Raw genomic sequence first — 20018 nt, 5'->3', positions numbered from 1 at the left:
GGGCCCGGGCGGCGGCGGGCCAGGGTGCGCCGCATCCGGACGATCCCGCGCAGGTCCGCGAGCGCCGTGGCCAGCAGGTCGACGCTGCTGTCCGGGTCGTCGACCCAGTCCACCGGCACCTCGTGGATGCGCAGGCCCGCCCGCTCGGCGAGCACCAGCAGCTCGGTGTCGAAGAACCACTCCCCGTCCCGCACCAGCGGCAGCAGCCGCTCGGCGGTCTCACGCCGTACCGCCTTGAAACCGCACTGCGCGTCGGAGAAGCCGACCGCGAGGGTGCAGCGCAGCAGGACGTTGTAACAGCGGGATATCACCTCGCGCTTGGTCCCGCGCACCACCCGCGACCCGGGCGCCAGCCGGGTGCCGATGGCCAGGTCGGAGTGGCCCGAGATCAGCGGGGCGACCAGCGGCAGCAGCGCGGCGAGCCCGGTGGACAGGTCCACGTCCAGATACGCCAGCACGGGCGCCCGGGAGGCCGACCAGGCGGCCCGCAGCGCCCGGCCGCGGCCCTTCTCGGGCAGCCGCAGCGAGGTCACCTCGGTGAGTTCGCCGGCCAGCCGGGCGGCGATGGCCGGGGTGCGGTCGGTGCTCGCGTTGTCGGCGATGGTGATGCGGAACGGGTAGGGGAAGGTCTCCCGCAGGTGCGTGTGCAGCCGGCGGACGTTGGGCTCCAGGTCCTTCTCCTCGTTGAACACCGGTACGGCCACGTCCAGGACGGGGTCCGCGTGGGCCGCCCGCACAGGGGCGGCCCGGGGTGTGCGCCGGGGCGCCGGCGGCCGGCTGGGTCGGATGTGGGTCACGTGATTCCCCGTTGGTTCTGGTGTGCCGGGCGGGCCGCGGGCACACGGGTCGGGCGGAGGGACGCGGGCTAGCCGGCCGGGGGAGCCGTCGACGACGGCCCGTCCGGCGGCTCCCCCGACGGCCCGGTGGGCGTGCCGGCGGGTGGGGTGGCCGGCGCCGTGGTGGTGCCGCCGGCGCGGGCGGTGGCCGTGGCGGACGGCGGCCGGTCCGTGGCGGTGGCCGTGCCGTCCGGCGGCTCGGAGGTGCCCCGGGTGCGGCCCGGCGCGGGCGGGTACGTCGGTGTCACGGACTCCGGGGAGGACGGCGTCCGGGACGGCGGCGCGGACGGAGTGGCGGACGGGGTGGCGGGCGGCGTCGGCCCCGGACTGGTCAGGGGCGGCGCGGGCGCGGCGGGCCGGTCGCCGGCGGGGCCGTGCGGCCACAGCAGCAGGGCCATGCCGAGCCCGGCCACCGCCAGCACGGAACCGGCGGCCCGGCGCGCCGCGCGCACCCGGCGCCGGGCCCGCACCCCGGCCCGCAGCGCCTCCCGGTGCCGGGGCTCGAAGGGCGCCGGCTGCCGGTCCTGCCGCATGAGCCGCGTCAGCCGCCGCTCGAAGTGATCCGCGGGCCCGAAGTGATCCGCGGGTTCGAAGGAGTCCGCGGGCCCGAAGTGATCTGCGGGCCCGAAGTGATCCGCGGGCTCCAAGGAATGTGCGGATCCGAACGGATGCGCGGGCTCGAAGTGATCTCGGTGATCACCCGGGTGACCGAGGTGATCGGTGTGATCCATGTGATCGTCGTGATCGGTCTGGTCCATGCGGTCCACGGGCTCTCCCTCACCCCACCGGCTCGGTGACGTCGGCCAGCAGCCGGCGCAGCCGGGCCACCCCGCGCGCGGCATGGGACCGGGCCGTGCCCACCGGGCAGCCCAGGGTCTCGGCGACCTGCCGGTCGGGCAGGTCCTGGTAGTAGCGCAGCACGACGGCGGCCCGCTGCCGCGGGGTCAGCCGGGCGAGCGCCGCCTCCAGCCGGGAGCGCTCGGCGACGGCGGCCGACAGATCCCCGGCCGCCGCCGTCTCGGGCAGCTCCTCCACGGGCCGCTCACCCCACCAGCGGCGGCGGGCCGAGCGGGCCGCGGCCCGCGCCAGCACCTTGCGCACATAGGCCTCCGGCGCCTCGTCGGCGACCTTCGGCCAGACGAACCACAGCTTGACCAGGGACTCCTGCAACAAGTCCTCGGCACGGTGCCGGTCGCCCCCGGTGAGCAGACGGGCCAGATGGAACAACACCGACCAGCGGGCCGCCACGAACGCGTCGTACTCACCGGCCCTGGCCTGCTCCATCCTCACGGTCCCGTCCTCGCCGGCTGTCTACACCAGGAGAAAGGCCCTGAACCCCGGTCGGCGCTGCACCCGGCGGACGTGATCCGCGTCACGCCCGGCGCTCACCGGGGTCCCGCGCGGGTGTGCGGGTGTTCAGAGGACCCGCAGCAGCAGCACCGCCCGGGCCGGCACCGTGATCCGCGCACCCGCCCGGTGCACCGTGCCCGGCGCCCGGTCCTGCCGCTCCGCGGAGGTGTCCACGACGACCTCGTACCGCTCGGCCCACGGCGGACCCGGCAGCACGAACGCGGCCGGCCGCTCGCCCGCGTGCAGCACCGCGAGGAAGCTGTCGTCCACCACCGGTGCGCCCCGCTCGTCCCGGCCCGGGATGTCCCGCCCGGACAGGTACATCCCGAGCGTGGCCGCGGGCGCGTACCAGTCGCCCTCGGTCATCTCCGCGCCCCGCGCGGTGAACCAGGCCAGGTCCCGCAGCCCGTCCGCGGTCTGCGCCCGCCCGGAGAAGAAGGCCCCCCGGCGCAGCACCGGGTGCCGGTGGCGCAGCGCGATCAGCCGCGCGGCCAGCTCGGACAGCGCCCGCCAGCCGGGCTCCCGGAGCAGCGACCAGTCCACCCAGCCGGTCTCGTTGTCCTGGCAGTAGGCGTTGTTGTTGCCGCGCTGGGTGCGGCCGAACTCGTCGCCCGCCACCAGCATCGGCACCCCGGTGGACAGCAGCAGCGTGGTCAGCAGGTTGCGCAGTTGCCGGCGGCGCAGCGCCCGGACCCGCTCGTCGTCGCTCTCGCCCTCCGCCCCGCAGTTGAAGGAGCGGTTGTCGTCCGTGCCGTCCCGGTTGTCCTCGCCGTTGTCCTCGTTGTGCTTGGCCTGGTACGACACCAGGTCGCGCAGGGTGAAGCCGTCGTGCGCGGTGACGAAGTTGACGGAGGCGTAGGGCCGCCGGCCGCCCCAGGCGTACAGGTCGCTGGAGCCGGACAGCCGGTAGCCCATCTCCCGCACGTCCGGCAGGGCGCCCCGCCAGAAGTCCCGGACGGTGTCGCGGTAGCGGTCGTTCCACTCGGTCCACAGCGGCGGGAAGGCGCCCACCTGATAGCCGCCGGACCCGATGTCCCACGGCTCGGCTATCAGCTTCACCCGGCGCAGCACCGGGTCCTGGGCGATGACCGCGAGGAACGGCGAGAGCATGTCGACGTCGTGCATCGACCGGGCCAGCGCCGCCGCCAGGTCGAAGCGGAAGCCGTCCACGCCCATCTCGGTCACCCAGTAGCGCAGCGAGTCGGTGATCAGCCGCAGCACCTGCGGCCGGACCACGTGCAGGGTGTTGCCGCAGCCGGTGTAGTCGGCGTACCGGCGGGCGTCGTCCTGGAGCCGGTAGTAGGCCCGGTTGTCGATGCCCCTCAGCGACAGCGTCGGCCCCAGCTCGCCCGCCTCCGCCGTGTGGTTGTAGACCACGTCGAGGATGACCTCGATGCCGGCCGCGTGCAGCGCGCGGACCATCCGCTTGAATTCGCCGACCTGCTGGCCGGCGGTGCCGGAGGCGGCGTAGGCGGCGTGCGGGGCGAAGTAGCCGATGGAGTTGTAGCCCCAGTAGTTCCGCAGGCCCCGGCGCAGCAGATGGTCCTCGTGCGCGAACTGGTGCACGGGCAGCAGCTCGACGGCCGTGACGCCCAGCGCGGTCAGGTGCTCGACCGCGGCCGGGTGCGCGAGCCCCGCGTAGGTGCCGCGCAGCTCCTCGGGGACGCCCGGGTGCAGCTTGGTGAAGCCCCGCACGTGCAGCTCGTAGATGACCGAGTCCGCCCAGGGCGTCTTGGGCCGGCGGTCGTCGGACCAGTCGTCGTCGTCGTGGACGACGACGCCCTTCGGGACGTACGGCGCCGAGTCCCGTTCGTCGCGCACGGTGTCGGCGACCGGCTGGTCCGGCCAGTCCCGCACGTGCCCGTACACCTGCGGCGGCAGCGCGAACTCGCCGTCCACCGCGCGGGCGTACGGGTCGAGCAGCAGCTTGGCCGGGTTCCAGCGGGCGCCGGTCCACGGGTCCCAGCGGCCGTCGACCCGGTAGCCGTAGCGCTGCCCGGGCAGCACGCCGGGCACGAAACCGTGCCATATCTCGTGCGTCAGCTCGGTCAGCGGCACGCGGGTCTCCCGGCCGCCCTCGTCGAACAGGCACAGCCGGACCGCCTCCGCCCCGCCGGCCCACAGCGCGAAGTTGGTGCCGGCCACCCCGTCCGGGCCGGTCCGGAACCGGGCACCCAGCGGGGTCGGCGTCCCCGGCCACACCGCCGGGGAGGGCGGTACGGCCCGCCGGGCGCCGTTCACCACCGCCGGCTGCCCGCTTACGGCGGCCGGCTCCCCGGCCGGTGCCCGCTGCTCGGCTGCGCTCGTCACTGTCGGCCCCTCTTCTCGGTGGCTCGCCCGGGGCGCCCGGCCGCGCCGGCCGGCCCGGGGAGCGCCCCGCCCCCCGGCCGCCCGGCACGGCCGCGCCCCCCACGGCTCCGACGCGAACGCCGGGGTGCCCCCTGCCCGCGGCGGCACCCCGACGTGTCGTTCTCCCCCATGTTCTGCCCACCGCGTGGCTCGCACTCACGTTTCCCCGCGGCGGGCCCCGTCGTTGAGTCTGGTGTGAGGCACGCAACTGGACGCGCACGGCGCGCGGGGGCCGCGCTGGCCGCCGTACTGACATGGGCGGGGCTGCTCGCGGGCTGCTCCGCGACCGGCCCGGGACCCCTGGGCATGGGCGGGACGCTGGGCAAACCGGCGGTCCCCGAGGACGTCATCCGGGTGAATCCCGACGACGGGAGCAAGGCCGTACGGCCGGGCGAGCGGCTGCGGATCCGGGTGCCCGGGGGGCGCCTGGAGAAGGTGACCGTCGTCCGGGAACAGGACGCGCAGGCGTCCCCGGTGCCCGGCCGCATCAGCGACGACGGGCTGACCTGGCGGCCCGACGCGGACCGGCTGGCGCTCGCCGCCCGGTACACCGTCGACGCGGTCGCACTGGACGCCCAGGGCCACCGCTCGGCCCGGCACACCACCTTCACCACCTACGTCCCCGACGAACGGTTCATCGCCTACGTCACGCCCGAGAACCGGGCCACCGTCGGCACCGGGATGATCGTCTCGCTCTCCTTCAGCCGGGAGATCACCGACCGCGCCGCCGTCGAACGCGCCGTCCGCGTCACGGCCCGGCCGCCCGTGGAGATCCGCCCGCACTGGTTCGGCAAGGACCGCCTGGACTTCCGTCCCGAGCGGTACTGGAAGCCCGGCACCGAGGTCACCGTGGGCCTCGGCCTGCGGGACGTCGAAGGCGCGCGCGGTGTCTACGGCCTCCAGGACAAGACGTTCTCCTTCACCGTCGGCCGCGATCAGGTCTCCCTGGTCGACGCGGCCCGGCACATGATGGAGGTCCGGCGCGACGGACAGCTCGTCGCCACCGTTCCCATCACCGCGGGCGCGCCCAAACACCCCAGCTACAACGGCAAGATGGTGGTGATGGACATGCTGGAGGTCACCCGCATGAACAGCCGCACGGTCGGCTTCGGCGGCGAGTACGACATCCCCGACGTCCCGCACGCCATGAAGCTCACCGACTCCGGCACCTTCCTGCACGGCAACTACTGGGCCCCGGACGCGCCCGGGCAGACCAACGTCAGCCACGGCTGCGTGGGCCTCAGGGACGTCAAGGGCGGCGCGTCGGACACGCCGGCCGGCTGGTTCTTCGACCGCAGCCTGGTCGGTGACGTCATCGAGGTGGTGCACAGCAAGGACAAGACGGTGGCGCCGGACAACGGGCTCGGCGGCTGGAACATGGCCTGGCGGCAGTGGACGGCGGGCAGCGCGGTGCGGTGACCGGGCGCGGGGGGGCCGGAGTCGCGCCGGCGGGCGGGAGTTGCGACGGAACGGTGACATTGATCGGGGCGCCGCGCCCTCCACCAGGCAGTTAATATGCGCGCACCGAAGTGGTGGGGAGCGGGCCGGGTCCGACCTGGTCCGGCGAGGGGAGAACAACTTGAACATGCGGCCGGAAGCGGGGGCGTCGGCGGTGGGGCGACGAGGCCGCGGGGGACTGGCCCTGACAGCCGGGGCCCTGGTGCTGTCGCTCGCCGCGTGCGGCGGGGGCGGGGGCTCCGGGGCCGGCGCCGGGCCGGGCGGGGACAAGGGCGGCGCGCGCGACGGGCAGTCCGCGGCCGCGGTCAGCATCGCGCCCCGCCCCGGTGCCACCGGCGTCGACACCAGCGGCGCCCTGAAGGTCGGTGTCACCCGGGGCAGGCTGACCGAGGTGACCGTCAAGGACGCCAAGGGCGCGAAGGTCGAGGGGTCCATATCCGGCGGCGGCGCCTCCTGGACGCCGTCGACCCATCTGGCCGCGGGCACCGCGTACACCGTGCACGCGGTCGCCGAGGACTCCGCGGGCCGCAAGGCCGCCGAGGACTCCCGCTTCACCACCCTGACGCCGAAGAACACCTTCGTCGGCTCCTTCACCCCGGAGGACGGCTCGACGGTCGGCGTCGGCATGCCGTTCTCGCTGCGCTTCTCCCGGGGCATCACGCACCCGGCGGACGTCGAGAAGGCCGTCCGCGTCACCACCGAGCCGGCCGTGGACGTCGAGGGCCACTGGTTCGGCAACGACCGCCTGGACTTCCGCCCCGAGAAGTACTGGAAGGCCGGCACCAAGGTCACCGTCGACCTCGACCTGGACGGCGTCGAGGGCCGCGAGGGCGTCTACGGCAAGCAGCACAAGACCGTGACGTTCACCATCGGCCGCAACCAGGTGTCCGTCGTGGACGCCGAGAAGCACACCATGAAGGTCACCCGGGAGGGCAAGGTCGTCAAGACCATCCCGGTCACCACCGGCAAGCCCGGCTACGAGACCTGGAACGGCCAGATGGTCATGAGCGAGAAGCTGGCCGTCACCCGGATGAACGGCGAGACCGTCGGCTACGGCGGCGAGTACGACATCAAGGACGTCCCGCACGCCATCCGCCTCACCACCTCCGGCACCTTCATCCACGGCAACTACTGGGGCGGCGGCGCCTTCGGCAACTACAACGCCAGCCACGGCTGCGTGGGCCTGCGCGACGTGCGCGGCGGCTACGACGGCTCCGTCCCGGCGGCCTGGTTCTTCGACCACTCGATGATCGGCGACGTGGTGGTCGTCAAGAACTCCCACGACCGCACGGTGGACCCGGACAACGGGCTCAACGGCTGGAACATGCCGTGGGCCCAGTGGAAGAAGTGAGCCCCCGCTGACCCGGCGGGCCCGGTGCTGTGACCTACCGCACCGGGCCCGATCGCGTTAGTCGCCGTTAACCTGGCCCCCATGACCGTCTCTCTCGAAGTCGCCGACGGCGTCGGTACCCTGCGTCTGGACCGGCCGCCGATGAACGCGCTGGACATCGCCACCCAGGACCGGCTCAAGGAGCTGGCCGAGGAGGCCACCCACCGTGCGGACGTGCGCGCCGTGGTCCTCTACGGCGGCGAGCGGGTGTTCGCGGCGGGCGCGGACATCAAGGAGATGCAGACCATGGACCACGCGGCCATGGTCCGGCGCGCCCGTGGCCTCCAGGACGCCTTCACCGCCGTGGCCCGCATCCCCAAGCCCGTCGTCGCCGCCGTCACCGGGTACGCGCTCGGCGGGGGCTGCGAGCTGGCCCTGTGCGCGGACTACCGCATCGCCGGGGACAACGCCAAGCTGGGCCAGCCGGAGATCCTGCTCGGGCTGATCCCGGGCGCCGGCGGCACCCAGCGGCTGCCCCGGCTGGTCGGCCCCTCCAGGGCCAAGGACCTGATCTTCACGGGCCGTCAGGTCAAGGCCGACGAGGCCCTGGCCATCGGCCTGGTGGACCGGGTCGTCCCGGCCGCCGAGGTGTACGAGCAGGCGCACGCCTGGGCCGCGCGGCTCGCCCGGGGCCCGGCGATCGCGCTGCGCGCGGCGAAGGAGGCCGTCGACACCGGTCTGGAGACCGACATCGACACCGGCCTCGCCGTCGAACGCGGCTGGTTCGCGGGCCTGTTCGCCACCGAGGACCGCGAGCGGGGCATGCGCAGCTTCGTGGAGGAGGGTCCGGGCAAGGCCAGGTTCCTGTGATCCCGGGGGGTGCGGAGCAGACCCGTCCAACCCGTTAGGAGGACGGGTACTGACGCGTTGTCTCGTTCGGGGTCCCTCGAAGGAGCGGTTTGTGGCAGCCTTGGAGCGGCCATGGACCCGTGCCGTCGAGGGAGCCCGGCGCTTGCCCGGAAGTACACCGTCGCCGCAGGTCAGCCGGGACACCCGGACCATCGACATGACTGCGGCATATGCCGCCGGACCGGTGCCGGACGGAGGCGTGCGGGGGGCGTATTCCTCCGGAACGGCCCCCAACGCGGCTCCGGGCGGCCATCATGGGGGCATGGCGGGGCTGGAGGGCAACGGACAGCCGCGGGGAGACAGCCGTGCGGCCGTGGCACGCTGGTCGCCCGCGGTCGAGGACGAGCAGGCGCTCAAGGCGCTCGAACTGTTCGGCGATCCGGCACAGGGCGAGGTCCCGCTGCCCTCCCGTCCGGAGTCCGCCGCCACCGCCCGCCGGCTCACCCAGGTCGTCGTCCTGCGCACCTGGCGGCTGACGCCCCGGCTGGCCGAGGACGCCGTCCTGCTCGTGTCGGAACTCGTCGGCAACGCCGTGCGCCACACCGGCGCCCGCGTGTTCGGACTGCGGATGCGGCGCCGGCCCGGCTGGATCCGTATCGAGGTCCGCGACCCCTCGCGCGGCCTGCCCTGTCTGATGCCGGTGCAGGAGACGGACATCAGCGGCCGCGGACTGTTCCTGGTGGACAAGCTCTCCGACCGCTGGGGCGTGGACCTGCTGCCGCGCGGCAAGACCACCTGGTTCGAGATGCGGGTCACCGACCGCTGAACGTTCCGCCGGGGCCGGTGCGTCATCGGGTGAATCACCCGATTTCTTACCGAACAACCCTTAAATGGTGCGGGTGACCCCCACCAACCGACGCGGTGCGCTGCGGGCCGGTGCCGGGCTCGTCGCCGGCGGCGCGCTCACCGCCGGATGCGGCACCGGCCCGGCCGCCGGCCCACCGGTCCCCGCCTCTCCCGCCGCCGCCTCCTCCGCATCGGCCCCGGCCGCCCCGCTCCCCGCCGCCCCCGGACCCCGTGCCTACCCCGGCCTGCCCGCCCAGATCTCCCACGGCCCGCGCACCCGCCCCCGGGTGGCCCTCACCTTCCACGGCCAGGGCGACCCGGCGCTCGCGCGCGCCCTGCTCACCACCGCCGAACGGCACGGCGCCCGGCTCACCGTGCTCGCCGTCGGCACCTGGCTGGACGCCCACCCGGCCCTGGCCCGCCGCATCCTCGACGGCGGCCACGACCTCGGCAACCACACCCAGCGGCACATCGGCGTCAACACCCTCGCCGAGGCGGACGCCCGCCGGGAGATCACCGAGTGCGCCGAGCGGCTCCGGCGGCTCACCGGCTCCATCGGCACCTGGTTCCGCCCCTCCCGCGCCCCGGCCGCTTCGCCGCTCGTCACCCGGCTGGCCCGCGCCGCCGGCTACCCGCACGTGCTGTCGTACGACGTCGACTCGCTCGACTACACCCGCCCCGGCGCCGCCGCCGTCACCCGCGCGGTCCTGGCCGGCGCGCGCGCCGGCTCGGTGGTGAGCCTGCACTTCGGCTATCCGGACACCGTCGCCGCCCTCCCCGACGTCCTCACCGAACTCGGCCGCCGCGGGCTGCGCGCGGTCACCACCACGGAGCTGCTGAGCTGATGCGAACCACGAAAGCCGTCCGTCTGCTGGCCGCCGGTGCCGCCGTCACCGCCCTGGCGCTGCTCTCCGCGTGCGACGGCGGATCCGGGGACCGCCCGCGGCAGGCTCCCGGCAGCACCGCGCCGGTCCAGCCGCGGGTGGACCGGCCGCGGGTGAACGTGCTGCCCGGGATGCCGCCGGTCGACGACCCGGCCGACCTGTACGCGGCCGACCGGCCGAACCGGCTGTCACCCGCGGTCCGCGGCTTCCCCTCCCGGGTCTACGTCCCCAACACCAACTCCGACACGGTCACCGTCATCGACCCCGCGACCTACCGGGTCGTGGAGACCATCCCGGTCGGCCGCCAGCCCCAGCACGTCGTGCCGTCCTGGGACCTGAAGACGCTCTGGGTCAACAACGACCTGGGCAACACCCTCACCCCGATCGACCCGCGCACCGGCCGGGCCGGCCGGCCGGTGGACGTGCACGACCCGTACAACCTGTACTTCACGCCCGACGGCAAGTACGCCGTCGTCATGGCCTCCATGGACCGCCAACTGGTCTTCCGCGACGCCCACACCATGAAGGTCGTCAAGTCCGTCCCGGCCGGCTGCCACGGCGTCAACCACGCCGACTTCTCCCGCGACGGCCGCTACTTCATCGTCTCCTGCGAGTTCAGCGGCGACATCCTGAAGGTCGACACCGCGCGGATGAAGGTGCTGGGGCGGGAGAAACTCCCGCTGAGCGGCGCGATGCCGCAGGACGTCAAGGTCTCCCCGGACGGCAAGCTGTTCTACATCGCCGACATGATGGCCGACGGCGTGTGGATCCTCGACGGCGACCGCTTCACCCGGCCACGGTTCCTCGCCACCGGCAAGGGCGCCCACGGCCTATACGTCAGCCGGGACTCCCGCGAGATGTACATCTCCAACCGCGGCGAGGGCACCGTCTCCGTCTTCGACTTCGCCCGGAACCGGCTCACCCGGAAGTGGCGGCTGCCCGGCGGCGGCAGCCCCGACATGGGCGGGGTCTCCGCGGACGGCAAGGTGCTGTGGCTGTCGGGCCGCTACCACTCCGAGGTGTACGCCATCGACACCCGCACCGGCGCCCAGTTGGCCCGGATCAAGGTCGGCAGCGGTCCGCACGGCCTCGCCGTCTACCCCCAGCCGGGCCGCTACTCGCTGGGGCACACCGGCATCTTCCGCTGAAGCAGCAGCTCCGCGCCCACCACCCGGTAGCCGGCCGCCTGGAACGCCCGCAGACTGCGGGCGTTCCCCGGCGCGACCTGCGCCCACAGCGGCTCGCTGACGAGCTGCCGGGCGGCGGCCGCCAGCAGCCGCCCGAGCCCCCGGTGCCGGGCGTCGGCGTCCACCTCGACCGACACCTCAAGCCGCCCGGCGACCCCGCGTCCGAGCACCAGCACCCCGCCGTCGGCGGTCCAGGCGCGCACCGCGTCCCGGCGTTCGCGCGCGTACCGGATGCGCGGATGGCCGGCGTCCTCGATCTCGCGCAGCGCCGGCACCGGTTCCCCGGGCAGCGGACCGGCCACCAGCACCGCGTCCACCGTCTCGGCCCGGCGCCCGGTCCGGTCCAGCAGGGCGGTCAGGAAGCGCGGGTGCAGCGGCGCCGCCAGCGGATCGCAGTCCGTGCCGCGCAGCGCCGCCCGCACCCACTGCGGGTCCTCGTCGGTGAAGACCACCGAGTGCGCGGTGAAGGACAGCACGCCCGCGTCCCGCGGCGAGGGCTGCGGCAGCACCGTCGTACCGCCGTCCGCCGGCGGGAAGACGCCGGCCGCCGCCGCGTCGAGCAGGTCCCGCAAGCTCTGCATGGCTCCCCTCCCCGGGTCGTGGGTGGTCACCGTACTGGCGGGCGACTGCGGGCCGTTAATCTGACCAGCGTCAGTACGCCAGCACGGCATGTGAAACACGAACAAAAGGGGCGGATCGGTGGCGGACATCGAGGAAGCACGCAAGCAGTTCCAGCGGATCGACGCGGACGGTGACGGGTTCATCACCGCGGCGGAGTTCAAGTCCGCCCTGGCGCAGCAGGGTGACTGGAACGTCACCGAGACCGTCGCGGAGGCCATCATCAGGACCCGCGACCTGGACGGCGACAAGGTGCTGTCCTTCGACGAGTTCTGGACCTACCTGAACAAGTGACCCGAAGGACGGCAGGGAGCCGCCCGCCCCGCACGGGTTGGGCGGCTCCCTGCCGTCGTCCGTCAGCCGGACCGCCGGACGCGCACGTTCCAGCGGCCCCCGTGCCGCTCCAGCGTCAGCGGCAGCCCGAAGCAGGCGCCGACCCGGTCGCCGGTGAGGACGGACTCGACCGGCCCGCGGGCCAGCACCCGGCCCGCGCGCAGCAGGACGGCGTGCGTGGTGCCCGCCGGCAGCTCCTCCAGGTGATGGGTGACCAGCACCGTCGCCAGCGCGGGACGCTCCGCCCGCAGCGTCTCCAGCGCCTCGATCAGCCGCTCCCGGCCCGGCAGGTCCAGACCCGTCGCCGGTTCGTCCAGGAGCAGCAGCCGCGGCTCGGGCATCAGCGCCCGCGCGATCAGCGTCCGGCCGCGCTGCCCCTGCGACAGCGTCGGCCACCGGGCGTCCCGCAGCGCGCCCAGCCCCAGCGTGGCCAGCAGCGCCTCGGCCCGCTCCGCCTGCTCCGGGGTGGGCCGCCACCGCGGCACCGGCTCGACGGAGTTCGTCACGCCGGTGAGCACCACGTCCCGTACCCGCAGCGGCGAGGCCAGCGGATGGCGCGGGTCGACGTGCCCGACGCGCGTCCGCAGCTCGCGCAGGTCCACCCGGCCCAGCCGGTGCCCGAGCACCTCCACGCTGCCCCGGGTCGGATGCACCAGCGCGCCGAGCAGCCCGAGCAGCGTGGACTTGCCCGCGCCGTTGGCGCCGAGCAGCGCCCAGTGCTCACCGGCCCGGACCGTCAGCGACACGTCCCGCAGCAGGGCCGTGCCGTCCCGGACGACGTCCACGCCCTCGGCGCGCAGCACCTCGCTCACCGCGCCGCCCGGTTCACCGCGGACAGCACCGCCCGCACCTCGGCCGACGGGCCCGTGCCGGCGCCCCAGACCGGGACGCCGTCCACCCGGCACTCGGCGAAGGCCGCCGCCGCGTCCCGCGTGACGCGCAGGACCTCCACCGTGAACCCGGCGCCGGCCAGCGCCGCGGCGAACGCGGCCGGCACCCCGGGGCCCGTGCCCTCGTGGTCGCCGGTCCGGCCGCCGGCCTCCAGCGTGCCGGTGAACCGGTGCACACCGGGTGCCTCCTCGTGCGCGGACCAGGCGTGCAGCCGCAGCGCGCCCTCCGTCAGATAGGCCGCGCGGAACAGCTCGTACAGCTCCTTCGGGGTGGCCTCGCGTCCGCTGTCGTCCGTCGCCTCCTGCACGATCCGCGCGAACTCCGGCCGCAGGTCCGGCGGCAGGTCGATCCCGGAGCCGCTCTTCAGCAGGTACGCCACCCCGCCCTTGCCCGACTGGGAGTTGACGCGGATCACCGCCTCGTACGACCGCCCGAGGTCCGCCGGGTCCACGGGCAGGTACGGCACCTCCCACGGCGCCTCCCGCTCGCTCAGCCCCGCCTCGGCGGCCCGGCGGGCGTGGTGGGCCAGCCCCTTGCTGATCGCGTCCTGGTGGGTGCCGGAGAAGGCGGTGTGCACCAGCTCGCCGGCGTACGGGTGCCGGGGGTGCACGGGCAGCCGGTTGCAGTGCTCCACCGTCTCCCGTACGGCGTCGATGTCGCCGAGGTCGAGCATCGGGTCGACGCCCTGGGCGTAGAGGTTGAGGGCCAGGGTCACCAGGTCGACGTTGCCGGTGCGCTCGCCGTTGCCGAACAGGCAGCCCTCCACCCGCTGGGCCCCGGCCAGCACGGCCAGTTCGGCGCAGGCCACGCCCGTGCCGCGGTCGTTGTGCGGGTGCACGGAGAGGATGACGCTGTCGCGCCGGGACAGATGGCGGTGGACGTACTCGATCTGGTCGGCGTAGACGTTCGGGGTGGCGATCTCCACCGTGGCCGGCAGGTTGTGGGTCACCGGCCGGTCGGGGCTCGCGTCCCAGAACTCGGTGAGGCCGTCGCACAGTTCGAGGACGAAGTCGGGCTCGGTGAGGTTGAAGGTCTCGGGTGAGAACTGGAAGCGGACGCCGGGCGCGTCCCCGGCCCGCCGGGCCATGAGCTCCGCCGCCGCCCGCACGGTGCGCCGCACCTCGGCCCGGTCCCGCCCGAGCACCACCTCCCGCCACACCGGCGAGGTGGCGATGTACAGGTGGACGACGGCGCGCGGCAGCCCGGCGATCGCGTCGAAGGTCCGGTCGATCAGCTCGGCCCGGGCGGGCGTGAACACCACGGGCGTCACGTTGTCCGGCACGGCGCCGCCGACCGCGAGGTGCCGGACGAAGTCGAAGTCCGTCCGGCTGGCGGACGGGTAGCCCACCTCGATCTCCTTGAAGCCCGTCGCCACCAGCAGATCGAAGAAGCGGCGCTTGCGGGGCGTGTCCATCGGCTCGGCGAGCGCCTGGTTGCCGTCGCGCAGGTCCACGGGGACCCACAGGGGGGCGCGTTCGAGGCGGGCGGAGGGCCAGCTCCGGTCACCGGTGGGGACGTGGACGCGGTCCTGGTAGGGGCGGTAGCGGTGGTGGGGCATGGGACTGGGCCGCTGGGGATTCCAGACGGGAGTCGTGGTCATCGTCGGCTGTGGCCTTCGGCTCGGTCGGGCGGTGACCGGCGGCACGGAGCCCCACGGCGGGGCGCCGGTCGCGTCAAACCCCGCCGCGGCAGCCGAGGAGGAGCAGACCGCACAACGTCATGCGCGCTACGCTAGCGACTCCTCAGCTCCTCAGACAAGTGGGTTCCGTTCCGTGAACCGGCCCACGCCACGGACAAGTTGGTGATGTCGATGCCGCTCGGTGCCCTCCGCCCCAGCCCGCTGGTCGAACAGGCCGCGCAGCGCCTGCGCGAACAGATCGCGGCCGGGCACTGGCCGGTCGGCGCCAAGCTGCCCGGCGAGACCACCCTGGCCAGGGAGCTGGGAGTCGGCCGCTCCACGGTCCGCGAGGCCCTGCGCGCCCTGGCCGGCGCGGGACTGGTCCGGCCCCGGCAGGGCGCCGGGGTCTTCGTCCTCGCCAGCGAGCCCGTCGAGGACTGGCCCGCGCGGCTGCGCCGGGCCGCCGTCACCGACGTCTACGAGGTCCGCATGGGCGTCGAGGTACAGGCCGCCCGGCTCGCCGCGCGGCGCCGTACCCCGCGGGACGTCGCCGCGCTGGCGGCCGCGCTGGCGGACCGCCGCGCTGCCGCCGCCGACGGCGACGCCGCGTTCGTGGAGGCCGACATCGCCCTGCACGCGGCCGTGGTCGCCGCCGCCCACAACCCGGTGCTGACCGGCCTGTTCGCCGAGTTCGTCCCCGTCCTGCGGGAGGGTCTGACGGCTCTGCTGGACCTCACCCGCCTGCGCGAGCGGGACCCCTGCACCGGGGACGCCACGCACGCGGCGCTCGTGGACGCGGTCACCGCCGGCGACCCGGAGGCGGCGGCGACGACCCTGCTCGCCGAGCTGGAGTCCACCCTGGCCCTGCTGCGGACCGGCTCGACGGCGTAGGGGCGCCCGCGCGCGGAGGAGACCGGCCCGCCGCCGGCTCAGCTCGCCCGCGCGCGGAGGAGACCGCCCGCCGCCGGCTCAGCTCGCCCGGGCCGCTCTGCGGTAGCGGCCCGGCGCCACGCCGAACTCCCGTTTGAACGCCTTGGCGAAGGCGAACTCCGAGGTGTAGCCGGTGCGTCCGGCCACCTGGCTCAGGGACAGGTCGTCGTGGCGCAGCAGCCGGCCCGCCGTGGTCATCCGCCACCACGTCAGGTACGTCAGCGGCGGCTCGCCCATCAGCGCCGTGAACCGGCGGGCGAACGCCGCCCTGGACAGCCCGGCCACCAGACCCAGCTCCGCCACCGTCCAGGCCCGGCCGGGTGCGCCGTGGAGCGCGCACAGCGCCGCCGCGACCGCCGGGTCGGCCAGTGCCGCCGCCCAGCCCCGGCCGCGGCCCGTCGTGTGCTCGCGCTCGCACCAGGCCCGCAGGATGTACAGCAGCAGGGTGTCCAGCAGCGAGGTGACGATCGCGTCGGTGCCCGGCCGCTGCTCCTCCAGCTCCATCCCGAGCAGTTCCACCGCCGCCCGCAGCGCACGGTGCCCGCCGACCTGGGCGGGCAGGTGCAGCACGTCGGGCAGCTCCGCGAGCAGCCGGCGCCCCCGGTCCCGATCCAGCCGGTACGTCCCGCACAGGGTCACCGTGTCCGGGCGGCCCGCGCCCCGCTCCTCGGACGGCCCGCTCCAGGTGCCGTCCGGCAGCAGCCGCACCTCTCCCAGCGGCACGTCGGGCCCGCTGGCCAGCCCGTGCCCCTGGCCGTGCGCGAGGAAGACGACGTCCCCCGGCGCCAGCGCCACCGGCTTCGCGTCCGGGAGGACCAGCCAGGCCGAGCCGCGCAGGATCACATGGAAGGTGGCGTCCTCGCCGTCGGGCCACTTCAGGCCCCAGGGAGCGTACTTGTAGCGGCGCGCGGAGTGCGGCCGGCCGGCGCGGATCGCGGCGACCACGTCGCTGAGCACGTCCATGCGGCGACCCTAGCCCTCCGGGTCCGCCCGGGGAAGACGATCGGACAGGAAACCGAGAGCACGGGACATGGAACGTCTCCCTGTCCCGCCGTAGCGTCGACGCCATGACGACGACCGCACGCACTGTGCTGTTCCACGAGACCGGCGGCCCCGAGGTGTTCACCGTGGAGGAGGCCGAACTGCCCGCGCCCGGACCGGACGAGGTCCTGGTCCGCGTCGAGGCGCTGGGCCTCAACCGCGCCGAGGCGATGCTGCGCACCGGCACCTACTTCTACCAGCCGCACCTGCCCGGCTCCCGCGACGGCTACGAGGCGGCCGGCGTGGTGACGGCGGCCGGCGCGGAGGTGACCGCCTTCGCGCCGGGCGACCCCGTGCTGTCGGCGGCCAACTTCCACCTCAGCACCCACGGCGTCTACGGCGACTTCGTGCTGCTGCCGCAGACCGCGCTGGTGCCGCGCCCGGCCGGGGTCGACGCGGTCACCGGCGCGGCCGTCTGGCTCACCTACACCACGGCCTACGGCGCCCTGGTCGAGCGGGGCCGGCTCCGGGCCGGCCACCGGGTGCTGATCACCGGCGCGTCCAGCGGAACCGGCACGGCCGCGATCCAGGTGGTCCGGCGGGCCGGCGCGGTGCCGATCGCCACCACCCGCACCGAGGCCAAGCGGCGGGCGCTGCTCGACCTCGGCGCCGAGCACGTCATCGTCACCGCGGACCAGGACGTGACCGAGGAGACCCGGCGGGTGACCGGCGGCCGGGGCGCCGACCTCGTCCTGGACGCGATCGGCGGACCGTACCTGCGGGAACTGGGCGCGGCGGCGGCCCGCGACGCCCTGCTGATCAGCTACGGCTGGCTGTCCGAGCGCCCCACGGAGCTGCCCATGCAGTGGCCGCTGACCGTGCACGGCTACAACAACCTCGCCCTCACCGAGAGCGCCGAGGGCCGCGACCGCGCCGCCCGCTACCTCGCCTCCGGCCTGGCCGACGGTTCGCTCCGCCCGCTGGTCGGCGAGGTCTTCGACGGTCTGGACCGGGTGGCGGACGCGCACCGGCTGATGGAGTCCAACCGGCACACGGGCAAGATCGTCGTACGGGTCTGAGCCGTCACCCGTCCGGCTCCCGGCGTCACCCGTCCGGCTCCCGGCGTCACCCGTCCGGCGCGGCCGTGGAATAAGAGCGGCGGGGTCCGGGTTGACGCCCACCGGAGCGATGCATGCTCATGCATGTATCAAGGAACGCGGAGGCGTGTCATGAAGATCGGCATCATCGGAGCCGGATACATCGGCGGCAACCTCACCCGGCGGCTCACCGCCCTCGGCCACGAGGTGGCCGTGGCCAACTCCCGGGGCCCCGAGACCCTGAAGGACCTGGCGGAGGAGACCGGCGCCACCCCGGTGCTTGCCGCGGACGCGGCCGAGGGCGCCGAGGTCGTCGTCGTCACCGTCCCGCTGAAGGCGGTCCCGGACCTGCCCGCGGGCCTGCTGGACGGCGCGGCGGACGGCTTCGCGCTGATCGACACGAACAACTACTACCCGCAGCGCGACGGCCGGATCGACGCCATCGAGGACGAGGGCCTGCCCGAGAGCCGCTGGGTCGAACAGCACCTGGGCCACCCGGTGGTGAAGGCGTTCAACGGCACCTACGCCCAGGACCTGCTGGACCGCCCGCTGCCCGCCGGCCACGCCGAGCGCATGGCGCTCCCCGTCGCCGGGGACGACGAGGACGCCAAGGCGAAGGTGCGCGCCCTGATCGACGGACTCGGCTTCGACACCGTCGACGCCGGCGGCATCGCCGACTCCTGGCGCCAGCAGCCGGGCACTCCGGTCTACGGCCTGCGCGCGGGCGTGGACGCGGTGCGCGAGGCCCTGGCGGCGGCACCCCGGGAACGCCCGGCGGACTTCCGCGCCTGAGCCTGGCCTGATCCAAACGAGAGGCCCTAGGACGTGGCCCAGTCGCGCAGGTCGTCCGCGTCCGCGAACCGGGCCACGTTCTTGTCGTGGGGCTCGCTGGTGTACTGGTGGAACCGCCACTTGGCCGTGATGCGGGGCTTGCCGGCGCTGACGTAGTCGGCGATCCACAGCCCGTCCCCGGCGTAGGACGTGGTGTCGATGTCCAGCCAGAAGTGCCGGTTGCAGTAGAGCACGACCCGGTTGTCCGGCCGGGACTCCTTCAGCTTGCGCAGGAAGCGGTCCTTCTCCGCGTTGCTGGCGTGGGTTCCGTCGCCGGTGTTCTCCCAGTCGACGGCGAGGAGGTCACCCGGGCGGTCCGGGGCGTGGCGCAGGAAGTGATCCGCCTGGTCGCCGAGATGGCCGGGCCACAGGAAGTGGTAGAAACCGACGACCAGTCCGGCGTCGCGGGCGGTCTTCGTCTGGGCGGCGAGCCGGGGGTTGACGTAGGACCGCCCCTCCGTCGCCTTGATGAAGACGAAGGAGAGGCCGTCCGTGTCGTAGGAGGAGGACTGGAAGGCGCTGACGTCGATGCCATGGAGCATGGGGGATGTGTGCCCTCCGCGTCCGTGGCCGGAACCTTCAGCCCCGGTTCGTCACCGAACCGAGTACGGACGCGGACTTCGCCGACCAGTCGGAGGTGACGAGGCTCGCGTGGGCCTTGGCCAGCAGGGCGAGCCGGGCCGCGACTTCGGCGTCCGTCGGGTTGGTGGAGGAGATCGCCGGGGACACGTTGTGGGCGTCCGTCGCGATCAGGATGTAGTGGTTCGCGGAGTAGAACGACGTGTCGTAGCCCTTGTTCACATAGGTCGCCGCGTCGCCGTCGAAGAAGACGAACCAGGGGCGTATCGAGGCGTCGTAGCGGCCGGCACGCGGATCGCCGTTCGCCGCGCCCAGCACGGCCGGGAAGGCCTGAGCAGCGGAGATGTTCCCGGCGGCGGACAGGTCGCGCAGATGGTCGCCGTACTCCTCGTCCGTCCAGTAGCTGTCGAACGGGTTGGACTGCTCCACCGTGCCCGGGATCAGGTCGAAGAGGAACTTGCCCCGCAGGGCGTCCCGGGACGGCCAGGCGTCGGCCTTGGCCGCCGCGTCCAGCGTGGGGTGGGTGCCGCCGAGCAGATCGGCCGGCTTGTAGACGCCGGAGCCCAGCTTCTGTGCGACGAGCGCGTCGAACTCGTCCGGTCCGAGGCCCGCCTTGTCGTTGAACCCCACCTTCATCTCGACCTTGACGACGACCGGCGGATGGTCGGGGTGGAGCTGGTTCCAGGCGGCCATGTTGTCCAGACAGCCGCCGAGGTCCTGGTTACGGCTCTTGCTGTACAGCTCGCCCGGCGTCTTGGCCGCCTCGCAGTTGTTGTCGTTGCCCAACGGGTTGCTGTGGCTGACCCGCCAGCGGTGGCTGATGCTGTCGACGTAGACGTCCAGCTCCAGCAGCGCGGCACCGGAGTCCAACGCCTGCGCGAAGTACGGGTACTTGTCCTGCTCGTAGGCGTTGTGCGTGCCGATCGCCGTCGTGGCGGAGAACTTGGGCGCCGCCGCGTGGGCGCTCACCGGGGCCACCGCCAGCAGAGCGGCGGCGCCTGTCAGCGCCGCCAGCCGTCTTCTCACCCGCATGCCCGAACTTCCCTTCGCT

20 protein-coding genes and 1 pseudogene are annotated in these 20018 nt (G+C 74.2%); 11 read left to right on the top strand and 10 right to left on the bottom strand.

The window, feature by feature from the left end; genetic code table 11:
- Nucleotides 1-14: 14 nt before the first annotated feature.
- A pseudogene (locus ACZ4SV_RS00490) lies at nt 15-788 on the bottom strand (dolichyl-phosphate beta-glucosyltransferase); the annotation flags it as partial.
- A 77-nt stretch (nt 789-865) separates the two neighbouring features.
- Entirely contained in the window at nt 866-1369 is a 504-nt protein-coding gene (locus ACZ4SV_RS00485) for a hypothetical protein (protein ID WP_468000342.1), read from the bottom strand.
- Nucleotides 1370-1504: 135 nt separating this feature from the next.
- Here ACZ4SV_RS00485 and ACZ4SV_RS00480 point away from each other — a divergent pair, with 135 nt between their 5' ends.
- On the top strand, nt 1505-1633 hold the full coding sequence (locus ACZ4SV_RS00480) for a hypothetical protein (RefSeq protein WP_365874655.1): 129 nt from the start codon (nt 1505-1507) through the stop codon (nt 1631-1633).
- On the opposite strand, the gene ACZ4SV_RS00475 is transcribed toward ACZ4SV_RS00480, so the two are convergent.
- Nucleotides 1614-2120 (bottom strand): SigE family RNA polymerase sigma factor, encoded by a 507-nt coding sequence (locus ACZ4SV_RS00475; protein WP_397943062.1) that lies wholly within the window; start codon nt 2118-2120, stop codon nt 1614-1616. The genes ACZ4SV_RS00480 and ACZ4SV_RS00475 overlap by 20 nt on opposite strands.
- 132 nt (nt 2121-2252) lie before the next feature.
- On the bottom strand, nt 2253-4496 hold the full coding sequence (glgX, locus tag ACZ4SV_RS00470) for a glycogen debranching protein GlgX (protein ID WP_468000340.1): 2244 nt from the start codon (nt 4494-4496) through the stop codon (nt 2253-2255).
- 234 nt (nt 4497-4730) lie between these two features.
- On the opposite strand from glgX, the gene ACZ4SV_RS00465 reads away from it, so the two are divergent.
- The 6 genes from ACZ4SV_RS00465 to ACZ4SV_RS00440 all read left to right on the top strand — a co-directional run bounded on the left by ACZ4SV_RS00465 (nt 4731) and on the right by ACZ4SV_RS00440 (nt 11050).
- Nucleotides 4731-5954 (top strand): L,D-transpeptidase, encoded by a 1224-nt coding sequence (locus tag ACZ4SV_RS00465; protein ID WP_468000338.1) that lies wholly within the window; start codon nt 4731-4733, stop codon nt 5952-5954.
- 160 nt (nt 5955-6114) lie between these two features.
- Nucleotides 6115-7344: a L,D-transpeptidase gene (locus tag ACZ4SV_RS00460; RefSeq protein WP_468000337.1), complete on the top strand. Its 1230-nt coding sequence runs from the start codon at nt 6115-6117 to the stop codon at nt 7342-7344.
- An 81-nt stretch (nt 7345-7425) separates the two neighbouring features.
- Entirely contained in the window at nt 7426-8193 is a 768-nt protein-coding gene (locus ACZ4SV_RS00455; protein ID WP_468000336.1) for an enoyl-CoA hydratase/isomerase family protein, read from the top strand.
- 196 nt (nt 8194-8389) lie between these two features.
- A complete protein-coding gene (locus ACZ4SV_RS00450) occupies nt 8390-8998 on the top strand; it encodes an ATP-binding protein (protein WP_468001270.1) in 609 nt (202 codons plus the stop codon).
- A 64-nt stretch (nt 8999-9062) separates the two neighbouring features.
- Nucleotides 9063-9863 carry a polysaccharide deacetylase family protein gene (locus ACZ4SV_RS00445; protein ID WP_397942952.1) on the top strand — a complete coding sequence of 267 codons (801 nt, stop codon included), beginning with the start codon at nt 9063-9065 and terminating at the stop codon, nt 9861-9863.
- Nucleotides 9863-11050 carry a YVTN family beta-propeller repeat protein gene (locus ACZ4SV_RS00440; RefSeq protein ID WP_468000335.1) on the top strand — a complete coding sequence of 396 codons (1188 nt, stop codon included), beginning with the start codon at nt 9863-9865 and terminating at the stop codon, nt 11048-11050. Before ACZ4SV_RS00445 ends, ACZ4SV_RS00440 begins: the two co-directional genes overlap by 1 nt.
- On the opposite strand, the gene ACZ4SV_RS00435 is transcribed toward ACZ4SV_RS00440, so the two are convergent.
- On the bottom strand, nt 11017-11670 hold the full coding sequence (locus tag ACZ4SV_RS00435; RefSeq protein WP_468000333.1) for a GNAT family N-acetyltransferase: 654 nt from the start codon (nt 11668-11670) through the stop codon (nt 11017-11019). The two genes, ACZ4SV_RS00440 and ACZ4SV_RS00435, sit on opposite strands and share 34 nt — an antisense overlap.
- 118 nt (nt 11671-11788) lie before the next feature.
- On the opposite strand from ACZ4SV_RS00435, the gene ACZ4SV_RS00430 reads away from it, so the two are divergent.
- A complete protein-coding gene (locus ACZ4SV_RS00430) occupies nt 11789-12001 on the top strand; it encodes an EF-hand domain-containing protein (RefSeq protein WP_365874833.1) in 213 nt (70 codons plus the stop codon).
- Between the two features lie 62 nt (nt 12002-12063).
- On the opposite strand, the gene ACZ4SV_RS00425 is transcribed toward ACZ4SV_RS00430, so the two are convergent.
- Together ACZ4SV_RS00425 and ACZ4SV_RS00420 are read right to left on the bottom strand one after the other, a co-directional pair.
- Nucleotides 12064-12852 (bottom strand): ABC transporter ATP-binding protein, encoded by a 789-nt coding sequence (locus tag ACZ4SV_RS00425; protein ID WP_468000330.1) that lies wholly within the window; start codon nt 12850-12852, stop codon nt 12064-12066.
- Nucleotides 12849-14531, bottom strand: a complete 1683-nt coding sequence (locus tag ACZ4SV_RS00420; RefSeq protein WP_468000328.1) for a 2-isopropylmalate synthase — start codon at nt 14529-14531, stop codon at nt 12849-12851. Before ACZ4SV_RS00420 ends, ACZ4SV_RS00425 begins: the two co-directional genes overlap by 4 nt.
- Nucleotides 14532-14741: 210 nt before the next feature.
- On the opposite strand from ACZ4SV_RS00420, the gene ACZ4SV_RS00415 reads away from it, so the two are divergent.
- Nucleotides 14742-15440: a FadR/GntR family transcriptional regulator gene (locus ACZ4SV_RS00415; protein WP_468001268.1), complete on the top strand. Its 699-nt coding sequence runs from the start codon at nt 14742-14744 to the stop codon at nt 15438-15440.
- Between the two features lie 78 nt (nt 15441-15518).
- Here ACZ4SV_RS00415 and ACZ4SV_RS00410 read toward each other — a convergent pair whose 3' ends face one another.
- Complete coding sequence (locus ACZ4SV_RS00410) at nt 15519-16442, bottom strand: AraC family transcriptional regulator (protein ID WP_468000326.1); 924 nt, start codon at nt 16440-16442, stop codon at nt 15519-15521.
- A 104-nt stretch (nt 16443-16546) separates the two neighbouring features.
- On the opposite strand from ACZ4SV_RS00410, the gene ACZ4SV_RS00405 reads away from it, so the two are divergent.
- Nucleotides 16547-17539, top strand: a complete 993-nt coding sequence (locus tag ACZ4SV_RS00405; RefSeq protein ID WP_468000324.1) for a zinc-dependent alcohol dehydrogenase family protein — start codon at nt 16547-16549, stop codon at nt 17537-17539.
- A gap of 123 nt (nt 17540-17662) precedes the next feature.
- Nucleotides 17663-18349 carry an NADPH-dependent F420 reductase gene (locus tag ACZ4SV_RS00400; RefSeq protein ID WP_468000322.1) on the top strand — a complete coding sequence of 229 codons (687 nt, stop codon included), beginning with the start codon at nt 17663-17665 and terminating at the stop codon, nt 18347-18349.
- Nucleotides 18350-18375: 26 nt separating this feature from the next.
- On the opposite strand, the gene ACZ4SV_RS00395 is transcribed toward ACZ4SV_RS00400, so the two are convergent.
- Both ACZ4SV_RS00395 and ACZ4SV_RS00390 read right to left on the bottom strand, forming a co-directional pair.
- The gene (locus ACZ4SV_RS00395) at nt 18376-18930 is read right to left on the bottom strand and encodes a glycoside hydrolase family 25 protein (protein ID WP_468000320.1); all 555 of its coding nucleotides are present in this window, start codon (nt 18928-18930) and stop codon (nt 18376-18378) included.
- Nucleotides 18931-18967: 37 nt separating this feature from the next.
- Nucleotides 18968-19999, bottom strand: coding sequence for a phosphatidylinositol-specific phospholipase C domain-containing protein (locus tag ACZ4SV_RS00390; protein WP_468000318.1), 1032 nt, complete (start codon nt 19997-19999; stop codon nt 18968-18970).
- Nucleotides 20000-20018 lie beyond the last annotated feature (19 nt).

Source organism: Streptomyces sp. NPDC027672, from assembly GCF_055566335.1.
Note: the sequence above shows the minus strand (reverse complement) of the source record. Positions and strands in the feature narration are given on the sequence as shown.